We start from the raw sequence: 12742 nt of genomic DNA on the forward strand, positions 1-12742 counted from the left end.
GTCCGCCGTCTCAGCCCTGCGGCGTTTTCCCGGGGGCACGGCAGGGGAACTCGACGGTGAATCGCGTTCCCTCGCCGGGCCGGCTGTCCAGGTGGATGGTGCCGCCGAGCTGGCCGGTGATCAGGTTGAAGACGATGTGCAGGCCGAGCCCGGTCGAGCCGGTGCCCCGCCGCGTCGTGAAGAAGGGCTCGAACACCTTGCCGTGGTTCTCCGCGGGGATGCCGCAGCCGTCGTCCTGATAGACCAGCCGCACCCCGTCGTTCTCCAGCGTCTGCGCCGTGATGGCAATCCGGCCCTTCTCGCCCTCCCGGTAGGCGTGATTGACCGAGTTGGTGATGAGATTCGTCACGATCTGAGCGATCACGCCGGGATAGCTGTCCAGCTCGATGCCCTTGGGGCACTCCAGATTCACCTCGTGGCCCGGGCGGTGCCAGGTCGGGCGCAGGCTGACCAGAACCTCCTCCAGATAGCCGCCCAGGTCGAAGCGGCGGCGGTCGCTGCGCGTCTGGTCCGAGGCGACCTGCTTGAAGCTCTGCACCAGATCGGCGGCGCGGGTGGCGTTGCTGATCATCAGCGTGGCGGCGTCGCGCGCGGCCTGCATGAAGTCCTGGAAGTCGGCCCGGCGCATCTTGCCGGTGTCGGACAGCGTTTCGAGCGCGCTGATCTTCTCGCCGAGATAGGAGGCGCTGGTCATCACGATGCCGATGGGCGTGTTGATCTCATGCGCCACCCCGGCGACGAGCTGCCCGAGAGAGGCCATCTTCTCCGCCTGGACGAGCTGCTGCTGGGCGGCCTTGAGCTGGGCGTGGGCGGCGTGAAGCTGCTCGTGGGCGTCGCGCAGCTCGCTTTCGCGGCTGCGGTCCACCGTCACGTCGACGTAGACCTGGACCATGCCGCCGTCCGGCATGGGATTGCTGCGGACCTGGATGACCCGGCCGTCGGCGAACTCGATCTCGCTGGGGCTGCTCATCCGGGGCGAGGGCACCAGCGCCGTCAGAAGCTGGCCGGAGGCGTTCACCGCGGCGCTCAGCTCGCGGTACGGAAGGCCGACCCGGCGCAGCGTGTCCGGCAGCTGGAAGAGGGCCATGGCGCGCTCGTTCCAGACGCGCAGCCGTTCCTCGGCGTCGAAGGCCGCCAAGCCGTCGTACATGCTGGCCAGGGTGGCGCGCAGCAGCTGCGACTGCTCGGCAACCTCGCGGGTCCGCTCGGCGACCTGGGCTTCCAGCGTGCGGTTCAGCCGCTCCAGCCCGTCGTAGAGGCGGGCGTTCTCGATGGAGATGGCGATCTGCACGGACAGGAGGTCGAGCAGCTCCAGCCGTTCCGGGCTGAAGATGTCGGCGGCGAGGTTGTTCTCCAGATAGAGGATACCGACCATCTGGTTGCGGTTGCGCAAGGGCAGGCACAGCACGGAGCGCGGCTGCGCCATCCGCGTGTAGGGGTCGTACTGGAAATCGCCGTCGTTCACGGCGTCGGCCAGAACGACCGGCTCGCCGGTCTGGATGACCGCGTCGACGATGCCGCGCACCAGGACCGGCGCCGCGTCGTCGAGGGGGTGGGATTGCAACACCTCCGCGGCGTCGCCCTCGCTCGTGGCGTCGGCCTCGATCCGCCACGCGCCGTCGGTCGGCAGGAGCAGGCAGCCCCGCGTCGCGCCGGCGTTGGTGATGACCAGCTTCATCAGCGTCCACAGCAGGTCGCCCAGGCGGATGTCCTGCGCCAGCGCCCGCGAGGTGCGGATCACCGTCTCCACATCCACCATGTGCGAGCTGGACCCGGAGGAGGAGCGGCGCCGCGACGAGGCGGTGACCGGGCGTTGCGGCGGGAAACCATCGTCGGCCGGGCTTTGGTCCACCGCCGTCTCGCCGAACAGCTCGGCCAGCCGGGCGTCCAGCGCCCTGACCTTCGCCAGCGCGTCCCAGCGCCGGTAGGCGTGGCGGGCCTGGAACAGCATCGCCTTCGCCGTGAAGCGGTCGCCACGCTCCAACGCGGCCTCGCCGGCGCGTTCGCAGGCGAAAGCCTCGTCGTGGGTGAAGCCCTGCTCGCGGGCGCTCTCGGCGGCGGTCTGGTAGTAACGGTGCGCCTTGTCCAGCCGCCCCGTGGCGCGCAGCCGTTCGGCCACCACGAGCGCCAGCAGGTGGCGGAAGTTGGTCGGCGCGTGGCGGACCGCGCCGCGGAGCCGGCGCTCCAGCCCGAGAGCCGCGGCCCGCGCCCGCAGCCGTTCGGCGGGACGGAGGCGCTCCCAGGCGGCGAAGTCGATCAGGGCGGCGACCACCCGCATGCGCAGGTTCATCACCATGCCCATGGAGGCATCGGCGAAGGGACGGCGCTTCGCCATGCAGCGGCGCGCCTCGTCGATCCGGCCGAACAGCAGGTTCAGATAGGCCAGATGGCTGTGCATCGTGTCCAGGGCAAGGCGGTTGCCGCTGGCGGCCAGGGCCGGGACGTCGCTCGCCTCCGCGACGTGGGGGCCGGCGAAGGCGGTGGGGTCTTCGGACTCGCCCAGCAGGTTGGCGATGAGCTGCTGGTGGGGCCGCAGGACACCGGCCGCGGTCTGCTGGTTCAAGCGCGCGATGGCGGCGGCGTGGCCTGCCGCGGTCTGCTGGAGCTGCCGCAGGGGATGGCCGAGAAACAGCCCTTGCGCGACCGCGTTGTTCAGGCAATAGGCGGCGTACTCGATGTCGCCGGTCTCCAGGCCGATCCGGTGGGCGTCGAGAAGTCCGGCCAATGATTTGGCCACCGGCTGGTGCCACACCTCGATGAACAGATGGACGACGAACAGCGTCTGGGCGCGGCCCTGGTTGGCGTTCAGCCGGTCGAGCACGCGCAGCGCCACCCGCCCGTACATGGCGCCCGCCGGAACGTCGCCGAGCATCGCGCAGTGCAGCAGCCCGTAGGTGGCGTAGGTGATGCCGGAAGCCGGCAGGATGCCCTCGGTCGCCGACAGCCGGACCATGCGCAGCAAAAGCACCGTGTAGAGGTTGGTGTCGTACAGATAGGCGCTGGCCAGCACGCGCGACACGATGCGTCCGATCGTCAGCAGACGCGGGTCGGTGAGGGGCGGGCGGTTGACGAGATCCTCCTCTCCCTTGCCGCGCAGCGCCAGCTTGGTCGTGGCGAGTTCCTTGAGCACATGCCGGGTGTCCGCCCGCTCGGGGATCGGGCTGCCGAGTTGGCCCAGGGCGGTGCGGCAGGCGCCGAGCGCCGCCGGCAGGTTCTGCCGCGACACATGCATCTGGATCTGCGTCTCGTAGGCCAGGGCACGGTCGAGGACGGTGCGGGCGTTGGCCTCGATGGCCTCGGCCAGCGGGGTCGCCGCGGAGACGTCGCCGTTCACCGCCGCGATCTCCGCCGCTTCGGCGTGCAGGCTGAGCGCCAGGTCGTACAGGCGCGACCATCCATCCACGGGGAGCAGCCCGACCCCGGTGATGAGATAGTCGAAGGCCGGCCCCAGCGCCGCCGAGGCGCGCGCCGCCTGTCCGGCCATAAGGTTGTAACGGGCCAGCCGCTCCCTCTGCTCCGGCGACAGCAGGGGCAGGGCGCGGTTCAGCTGGTTGGTGATCGCAAACAGCCGATCGGTCGTCCGATCGCCCGCCAAGCCCTGGCTGCGTTCCAGCACGAGGCCGACGGCGAGATGGCACGCCAGGGCGTCGGCGTCCGGCAGCATGCTGTAGGCCGCCTGCTGCACCCGGTCGTGGACGAAACGGTAGGTGGCGCGCGGCGACACGCTGTCCATGTCGGCGTAGCGGTAGGCGTCGCCCACCGGGACCACCAGCCCGCTGCGCAGGGCCGGCCACAGCGCCGCCGCCGTCGCGGCGTAGGTGCGCCGGCTCGCGTCGGCCAAGATGGCGAGATCGAAGGCGCTGCCGATGCAGGCAGCGGTCTGGAGGACGGTCAGCGTCTCGGCGGGCAGCTCGCGGATGCGGCGGACCACGAAGGTGACGACGTCGTCGACCATCCGTTCCATCCGCTGGGACTCGATGGCCTCCAGGTTCCAGTTCCACACCCCGCCGAGGCTGTCATAGGCGATCAGCCCGCTCTGTTCCAGCGACTCCAGGAATTGCCCGAGGAAGAAGGGATTGCCCAGCGTGTTGGCGATCAGCCGTTCGGCCAGAGGGCGCACGTCGTCGGGGGCCGCGTGCAGCGTGTCGGACAGCAGGGCCACCACCGCGTCGGCGTCGAGCCCGCCGAGAGAGACGTCCCGAACGGGAACGCCGCGCTCGCCGAAGGTCTGGATCGTGTGGCGCAGCGGGTGGGTCGCATCGACCTCGGTGTCGCGGCAGGTGCCGACCAGCAGGAAGTGGCCGAGGTCGGGATCGCCCGCCAGCCCCTCCAAGAGCTTCAGCGTGGCGAGGTCGGCCCATTGCAGGTCGTCCAGGAACAGCACCAGCGGGTGCCCCACCCCGGCGAAGACGCGGACAAAATTGCGGAAGACGTAGATGAAGCGCTCGTGCGCCTCCACCGGACCCAGCTCCGGCAGGGGCGGCTGGGGGCCGATCAGCCGCTCGACGTGGGGAATGACGTCGGTGATGACCCGTCCGTTGGGACCGAGCGCGGCGAGAAGGCGCGCGCGCCAGCGCGCCAGCGACTCCGGTCCGGCGGCGAAGGTCTGCCGCACCAGGGTTTTGAAGGCCTCGATCACCGGCGCGTAGGGGATGTCGCGCTTCAGCGGCTCGAACTTGCCGGTGATGAAGAAGCCGTGGCGGGCGATCACCGGCTTGTGCAGTTCCCGGACCAACGCCGATTTGCCCACGCCCGAATAGCCGGAGATCAGCAGCGCTTCGAACCCACCCGCGGCGGCGCGCCCGAAGGCGTCGAGAAGGACGCGGAACTGGGCGGTGCGGCCATAGAGCTTCTGCGGGATGCGCAGCACCGGACGGACGTCCCGGCTGGCCAGCGCGAAGGGCTCGATGCGGCCGTGGCTGCGCCATTCGGTCAGGCAGTGTTCGAGGTCGGCGCGCAGGCCGAAGGCGCTCTGGTAGCGCTCCTCCGGGTTCTTCGCCATCAGCCGGGCCACAATGGCGGCCAGCGGCTCGGGCACCAGCGGGTTGAGCTTGTGCACGGGCACGGGCGTCCGCGCGATGTGGCAATGCACCAGCTCCAGCGGGTCGCCCGACGGGAAGGGGGGCTGGCCGGTCAGGAAGTCATGGAAGGTGGCGCCCAGCGCGTAGAAGTCGGCGCGGTAGTCCACCGACCGGTTCATCCGCCCGGTCTGCTCCGGCGCCATGTAGGCGAGCGTGCCCTCCATGGTGCCGACGTCCGGGTCGCCCGCCTCTTCCCGCGATAATTCCGACGCGATGCCGAAGTCGATCAGGTTGAACTGGCCGGTCGCCGGGTTCCAGATCAGGTTGCCGGGGCTGATGTCCTTGTGGACGACCCCGGCGTCGTGCACGGCGGCCAGCGCGTCGACGGCCTGGAGCGCCATCCGCAGGAAGACCGCGACGTCCTCCGTCCGCACGTCCGGAAGGCTGTCCAGCGCGGCGCCGCCGATGTCGCGGAACACCATCAACAGCCCGTTGCCGTGGGGGATGCAGTCCAGCGCCTCCACGATCCCGGCGTGGCGCAACCGGCGGGTGATGGCGAATTCACGCAGGAACGCCGCCTTGTCCTCGCCGCCGATGTCTATCCCGGACAGCAGCTTGCAGACGACGGGCAGGCCGTCGTCGCGCCGGACGGCGCGCAGCACGGTGGAGCGCGACCCCACATGCAGCGTCTCGACAACGCGGAAGCCCGGTAACGCGGGCAAGGTTGCGGTGGGGATGGCCCCGATCACGACGCAGCATCCTTATGTCGCGTGGTTGCGGTATCCGTTATAGAAGGTCGCGCCACGGTGGAGCAAGCGCAGGGCGTGCCGGCCGGGGTTTTGTACGATTTTTGCTTGGCGATCGCACGGGTCATAGACCCGTAGCATCGGCGAAACGGCGTAATAGTTCAATTGCGGTAAGACAATTTATGCTAATCTCCCCCGCAATTTCCGACGAGTGCCGCGAAATTCCGTGGCGCCGTCGCGGGGATGCCGGATCTGCCGGGGGGAGAGCATGGCGAAGACGAGAGTTGCAATTCTGGGTGGTGGCGTCGGCGCCCTCACCACGGCGCATTTCCTGTCCGACACGGACGAGAAGCGGGCGCGCTACGACGTCACCATCTACCAGATGGGCTGGCGGCTGGGCGGTAAGGGCGCCACCGGGCGCGACCAGTGGAACCGCATCCAGGAGCACGGCCTGCATGTCTGGTTCGGCTTCTACAACAACGCCTTCAAGATGATCCAGGACGTCTTCGACGTCTGGAAGCGCTCGCCGGACAACACCTTCCAGTCCTGGCGCGATGTGTTGAAGCCGCAGCGCTTCACCCCCATCGGCATGGTGCTGGACGGCGGCAAGCCGGCCTATTGGCCGCTGACCTGGCCGGTGCTGGGCGGTGAGCCGGGCTCGGCCAACGTCATGCCGACCCTGCCGCAGGCCATCGCGTCGCTGGTCGGCGTGGTGCGCGACGTGTTCGAGAACTGGGACGAGCTGAGCGGCCTGATCGTCGACGGCAAGCTGGTCCACATCGACGGCCGCACCGTCGCGCCGATCCCCATCCTGCCGCCCGACCGGCAGGTTCTTCCGGCGCCGCTCGCCACCCGCTTCGCCGACGCGATCCGCGGCTGGAAGGACCGCGAGGTCCGCCATCTGGCGCAGGCCGAGGCGCTGGTGAAGGGCGCCGCCGTGACCACCGCCAAGGACGCCGCGGTGGCCGCCCACCGGTTGATCCGGGCGCTGGCGGACGGGCCGCAGTCCAACCCGTCGGCGGCTCCGCCGGTGGAGCATTTCCACGACCTGATGACGCTGTTGCGGCTGATCGAAGCCGCGGCGGCCACCCTGCCCAGCAACCATGTGGCCCGCGACCTGCTGGCCTTCGTGCTTCCCTTCACCGTCGGCATCATCGCCGATTTCGGGATCGAGAAGCGCACCGCCGATTCGCTGGACGAGCTGGAATTCACCGACTGGCTGATCCGTCACGGCGGCGACGCCGAGGCGCTGAAGCAGAGCTGCTCGCTGCGCACCTGCTACGACACCTTCATGCAGTACAAGGACGGCGACTACCGGCAGCCCAACTGGGGCGCCGGCGTCGCGGCGCAGTCCTGCGTGCGCATGTTCGCCACCTGCCGCGAATCAGTGATGTGGAACATGGAAGCGGGCATGGGCGAGGTTATCATCGCGCCCATCTACCAGACCCTGCTGCAGAACGGCGTGAAGGTGAAGTTCTTCCGCCGCGTCGAGGACATCGGCCTGTCCGACGACCGCGCGCTGGTCGAATCCGTGCGCCTCGCCCGGCAGGTCGATCTGGCCGACGGCGGGGACGACTACCAGCCGCTGATCACCGTGCCGCTGGAGGACAAGAAGTTCCTGCTGGCCTGGCCGCTGGAGCCGCTGTGGGACCAGATCAAGGACGCCGACAAGGTCCAGGCAGCGCTCGCCACCAACAACTCCTCGCTGGAATCGCACTGGTGCGCGTGGGAACCGGTCGGGACCGAGACGCTGCAGCGCGGCCGAGACTTCGACGTCGCCGTCCTCGGCATCTCCATGGGCGGCTTCAAGGCGATGAACGACCAGCCGACCCTGGCGGCGGAGCTGCAGGCGGCCTCGCCGGCCTTCAACGCGATGACCAGCAACATCGGCATCATCCCGACGCTGTCCATGCAGCTGTGGTGCGGTCCCGATCTCCAGGGGCTGGGCTGGGAGCCGGGGCAGCCGGCTGCCGTCGCCGGGCCGGAGCCCTGGTCGATCTGGGCGGAGATGGGGCAGACGCTGCCCTACGAGTTCCGCCCCGGCGAGACCGGCGCGCCGAAGTCGGTGCATTACATCTGCGGCGTCTGGCAGACCGGCCTGGTCGCCCGTCCGACCACCGACCTCGCGGTGCCGAAGGAGGCGCTGGACAACGTCACGAACAGCGCGGCGGAGTGGCTGGACGCCTACATGGGCAATTTCTGGCCGAAGGCGACGGTCTCCGGCCAGGGCGGTGTCGGCTTCAACTGGAACGTCCTTTACGATCCGTGGAACGGCACCGGGCGGGAGCGGCTGTCCCACCAGATCATCCGCGCCAACGTCGATCCCACCGAAACGCTGCCGGGCAGCGCCGCCGGCTCCACCAAGTTCCGGCTGCGCACCGACGACAGCGGGTTCTACAACCTGTTCCTGGCCGGCTGCTGGGTCCGCACCGGCTTCAACACCTCCTGCATCGAAGCGACGGTAATGTCCGGCATGCAGGCGGCGCGGGCGATCTCCGGAACGCCGCTGTTCATCTCCGGTGAGAACTTCCTGAACGGGGCGCCGTCGTGACCGCCCCCCGCTACGTCTCCTTCGCCGGGCACGGCGAGGTGTCGATCGCGGCACCCGGCGTATTCACCGACAGCCTCGCCACCGCCTTCGTCGTGCGCAGCAACCCGGTGAACACGCAGGCGCTGGTGGATAAGCTGCTGAACGCGGCCCCCGCCGGGGCGGTGCGCTACACGGTGGCCGGTCCGGTGGCGCTGTGCACCTTCCTGTCGGTCGGGCGCTGCACCAGCCCGACTGAGCCGTTCGGCTGGATTCCCTACCGGGAAGCCTCGCTGTGGCTGCCGCTGATCGAGCATCGGCCCGGCCAGTGGCCGCGGCTGGTGTTGTGGATGCCCTACGTCTTCCCGGACGCGACAATTCCACTGGTCTGCGGGCGCGAGGGCTGGGGCTTCGCCAAGTCGCTGGGCCGTGTCACGCTGCCGCAGGAGGGGGCCGAGGCGCCGCGCTTCGTCTGCGAGACGACGCTGTTCCGCACCCTGTCCTCCGACTGCGAGGGGGTGTTCGCCCCCCTGTTGACGGTGGAGGGCGGGCCGTGGACCCCCGGATCGGCGTGGCAGAGCCTTGAGGATCTCGCCGCCGACCTCGGCGACGCGCTGAAAACCCTGCTGCGCCCCGGCGGGCTGGTCGAGGGGGTGGAGGTCGCCGTCAATGCGGTGGAATCGCTGCTGGCCGGCACGGTGCCGGTCATCAATCTGAAGCAGTTCCGCGGCGCCCCGGACAGCGAGCTGGCCTGTTATCAGGCGCTGATCGACTGCCCGATGCACGTCGACCGCTTCCGCGGCGCCTGGCCGATGCGGGGCGATTGGACGCTGCGGGTGGCCGACTACGCCAGCCATCAGGTCATCTCGGACTTCGGCTTCGCGGCCGGGCCGGATGGCAGCGCCACCGTCCATGTGGATTTCGCCATGCAAATCCACATGGACTTCCGTGCCAACCCCGGCCGGGTGGTCTGGCAGGCGGAGTGAGGAAACGGGCGCCGGCCCTGGGAAAGGGCCGGCGCCCGTTCTTCAGATATGAGAGGCCTTCAGAACGAGGCGCTGAGGCTCAGCGCCACGATGTCGGTGCCGTTGCAGAATTTCCCCGGATTGACCGCTGAGCCGTTGGGCGGCGTGCCGTTGCTCACGCACTCCTGGAAGCCGTGGGAAAAGGCGCCGTCCAGCCGCAACGTCTCGGAGAAGGCGTAGCCGACGCCGAAGCTGGCGTGCTTGGTGATGACCACCGGGATAACCGAGACGATGTCCTGCGCCGGGGCCGACTTGTCGGCCCAGCGGAAGCCGGCGCGCAGGGTCAGCGCGTCGGTCACCCGATAGGCGCCGCCGATGGCGAAGATGTTGATGTCGCGGTAGCGCTGCGGCAGCGTCTCCCACACCGTGCCCAGGCCTGGCACGTCGACGCGGATGTTGTACTGGCGCAGCGCCTGTGCCCAGAAGGCGCGCCGGTAGTCGAAGGCCAGGGTCAGGTCGGGCCGCAGCCGGTGGCTGACGCCGATGCCGAACTCGGCGGGGAGCTGGAAACTCCCCAGCGTGTATTTCGCGGGCTGGGTCAGCCGTGAGCCGTCGGGCGCCAGCACGATCACCGAGCCGTCGCCGGTCAGGTTGTTGAGCGCCGTGCGGAATTGATAGAAGCTGCCAATGGTGGTGTCGGCCTGCGGTTTCCAGGTCAGGCCGAGCCGGCCGCTCACCCCGTCGCCCCCCACGCCGGCGCGGGCGATCGACGGGTCGAAGATGTCGAAATAGACGCCGCCACCCATCCCGACCATGGTGCTGGCCGCGCCCAGCATCGGCCCCTGTCCGGTCAGCCGCCCGGTGGCGGCCAGCGCGCCGAGCTGATCGGCCCCTTGAAGAACGCGGAAGCCGAGCCCCGCCCGCACATAGTCGATGGCGCCCGCCACCGTGACCTTCGGCGTCACGTCCCAGGCGGCGGCCAGCGGGACGCGCATGAACATCGCCTCGCTGCTGGTGCGCAGCCCGCTGTCGACGCCGGACGGCAGGCGGGCCATGAAGCTGCCCTCGCCGTAATCGGTGCCGAATCCGCCCTGGGCGTAGGCGCCCAGCCCGAGGGCCAGAGCCTCATGCCGCCAGACGAATCCGCCCTGGGGGATGTAGTAGCCCTGGAAGGGGAAGGTGTCCTTGCCATGCGCCACCTCGCCGGTCCGCGTCTGCGTGGCGCGCAGGCCGGTCGGGGCGGCGACCACCAGCCCGCCCTCCAGGTAGGAGGAGGTGCGCTGGGTCAGGGTCGCCGGGTTGAAGATCATGGCGGCGCCGCCGATGTCGGACGCCGCCCCGGTGCCGCCCATGCCCATGGATACGGCCCCGAACCCTTCGAAGGTGTAGACGTCGGTGGCATGGGACGGAAACGCGGCGGCCAGAGTGGCCGCCGCGGCAAACGCTGCGATTACGCGCATTGAATCAGGGTTCTCAATCGGACGGGGTGAGGTCGATGGTCTGACGGGCAATGGCCTCGGCGGCCTGCTTTCCGGACAGGACGGCGATCTCGGCGCTGCCCGCGCTGAACCAGGTCCGCGTCCAGTCACCCGCCAGGAAGGCGTTGACGAAGCCGCTGTCGCCCGGCTTAAGCCGGGTCTCCACCGTCGCCGGGAAGCACTGCACGTAGAGTTCCGACGGGTCGAGGTTGTAGCGGTAGTAGGAGGAATAGACTTGGCTCTGGTCGAACACACCGTCCTTGACCGTGTTGGGCCACAGCACCCCGATGTTGGAGTTCAGCCACTCCGTGGCATCCCGGCGGACGTCCGCGGCCATCCGCTGCGGTAGGCCGCAGGCGTAGGGCGGGGCGCCGGCCGGCCAGCGGGCGGTGCCGCAGAAATACTCCACGGCCTTGACGGTGCCGGGCGGCCAGGATTCGGCGGGGATGAGATGGCTCATCTCGCCCCAGCTGTCGAGTTCCTCGACATAGCTGGTCATGGCGGTCGGGCCGGCCTTCCAGCCCATCTCCTCGATGCTTGGCGTCATCCAGAGCTGGACCGCCTGGGTCGGCACCGCCGGGGTGACCTCGACCATCTGCTTGAAGCGCAGATTGGCGTCCATCAACCCGGCCGCCGGGTCGGCCAGCGCGGCGGGCGGCATGGCCAGCACGACGAGGTCGAAATCCTTGCCGACCTCCAGCACCGACTCCCCGGCGGTGCAGTGGCAGAACACCGATTCCAGATTGATGCCGGCGTCGCGGATCTTGTCGCCGTCAACGATCTGGCTCCAGTCCGGTTCGGACGGCCAGCAATAGAGCCATTTCCCGTCGTCGCCGTAGCCGACCTTGACGAACGGGTCATAGGCGCCGTTGACGAGATCGACCTGCCGGTTCAGGCGCACCCGCTCCACCCAGGCGCCGTTTTCCGAGGTTTCCAGCTTGGTCAGGCGGTGGAACAGCTTGATGTCCACCCCGCGCTGCTTCAGCACGAACCAGGCGGGCGTGAAGACGGCGTCGCCCATGCCGGCGTTCATCTTCCACAGCGGCGCGCCCTTGTAGGCGAAGCCCATCAGCAGAAGGATCTCTGCCGCGGCGCCGGCGGCGAAGCGCGCGTTCTCCGGCCCGTCGGTCGCTTCGCCGTTCTTGTAGGAGAAGCACATGTCGTAGAGCAGGCGCACCGGCGCCGACCACGCGAAGGTGTCGGAGATGCCGTTCTTCTGCAGCCATTCGCGGAAGTCCTCGCCGTTGATGCGGTCGAAGCCGTCCTTGCCGTAGGGCAGCACGTCGGCGAAGCAGCCGATGGCGAAGGCGAGGCCGAAATCGGCGAAGCAGGCGAACTCCCAGCCTTCATCCGACAGCTTCAGCAGCGGTTCCAAAACCGTCTGGAAACCCTTCTGGACAAGCTTGAGCAGATCGACGACCAGCCCGTGGTCGAGGGCGCCGTCGCCCGCTTCCTCGATGTGGGCGCGCGCCCTCTCAAGAGCGTCCAGCCCGAGCTTCGCGGTGAGGTGGCCGGGCAGATGGTCGTGCTTGGCGACCAGATTTTGCAGCGCGCCGATCAGGAAGGCCGCGAAGCCGTTCGGGCCGAGCGAGCGCGGATCGCCGGGCGTGCCGGAACGTTCGGGAAAGTTCAGGTTCCAGGAGTGCCAGCGGGTCTTGCCGAAGCGCGGGATGTCCTGCATCAGCGTCACCTGATACAGCGGGCGGAAGGCGTCCTGCCAGGTCTGGAAGGCGTAGTCGGCGGGCTCGTCCCACTCCGCGTAGGCGCCGCGCACCATCCGGAAGGCGTTGTCGTAGAAGCCCAGGAAGATGTGCAGCCCGTGCTCCTCGATGCGCTGGCCCTGCTTGGCGTTGCGGCCGCTGGCCCCCTTGCCGCCCAGCCGCCAGCCGTGGCTGACCAGCGTCACGTCGAACTTTTCGCGCAACGCCTCGGTCGCCGTGAGAGTCAGCGCGGCGGACACGCCCCCAAGCCCGCCGCCGAGCACCAGCACACGTGTCTTTCCCAT

General features: G+C 69.2%; 5 protein-coding genes. 2 read left to right on the forward strand and 3 right to left on the reverse strand.

Annotated features, from left to right (window positions below; all coding sequences use genetic code 11):
• Window positions 1-10: 10 nt before the first annotated feature.
• Window positions 11-5770, reverse strand: coding sequence for a trifunctional serine/threonine-protein kinase/ATP-binding protein/sensor histidine kinase (locus H1Q64_RS23030; protein ID WP_237906900.1), 5760 nt, complete (start codon window positions 5768-5770; stop codon window positions 11-13).
• Between the two features lie 265 nt (window positions 5771-6035).
• Between H1Q64_RS23030 and H1Q64_RS23035 the strand changes: the two genes are divergently transcribed.
• Both H1Q64_RS23035 and H1Q64_RS23040 read left to right on the forward strand, forming a co-directional pair.
• Entirely contained in the window at window positions 6036-8318 is a 2283-nt protein-coding gene (locus tag H1Q64_RS23035) for an NAD(P)-binding protein (RefSeq protein WP_237906901.1), read from the forward strand.
• Window positions 8315-9280 (forward strand): acetoacetate decarboxylase family protein, encoded by a 966-nt coding sequence (locus tag H1Q64_RS23040; protein WP_237906902.1) that lies wholly within the window; start codon window positions 8315-8317, stop codon window positions 9278-9280. Before H1Q64_RS23035 ends, H1Q64_RS23040 begins: the two co-directional genes overlap by 4 nt.
• Window positions 9281-9339: 59 nt before the next feature.
• On the opposite strand, the gene H1Q64_RS23045 is transcribed toward H1Q64_RS23040, so the two are convergent.
• Both H1Q64_RS23045 and H1Q64_RS23050 read right to left on the reverse strand, forming a co-directional pair.
• Window positions 9340-10719 carry an OmpP1/FadL family transporter gene (locus tag H1Q64_RS23045; RefSeq protein WP_237906903.1) on the reverse strand — a complete coding sequence of 460 codons (1380 nt, stop codon included), beginning with the start codon at window positions 10717-10719 and terminating at the stop codon, window positions 9340-9342.
• A 13-nt stretch (window positions 10720-10732) separates the two neighbouring features.
• Entirely contained in the window at window positions 10733-12742 is a 2010-nt protein-coding gene (locus tag H1Q64_RS23050) for an NAD(P)-binding protein (protein WP_237906904.1), read from the reverse strand.

The organism is Azospirillum brasilense, assembly GCF_022023855.1.
Lineage (GTDB): Bacteria > Pseudomonadota > Alphaproteobacteria > Azospirillales > Azospirillaceae > Azospirillum > Azospirillum brasilense_F.

Coding starts and splice junctions, on each gene's coding strand:
- H1Q64_RS23045 (WP_237906903.1), bottom strand. CDS start 10,719: ATGCGCGTAATCGCAGCGTTTGCCGCGGCGGCCACTCTGGCCGCCGCG.
- H1Q64_RS23050 (WP_237906904.1), bottom strand. CDS start 12,742: ATGGGAAAGACACGTGTGCTGGTGCTCGGCGGCGGGCTTGGGGGCGTG.
- H1Q64_RS23035 (WP_237906901.1), top strand. CDS start 6,036: ATGGCGAAGACGAGAGTTGCAATTCTGGGTGGTGGCGTCGGCGCCCTC.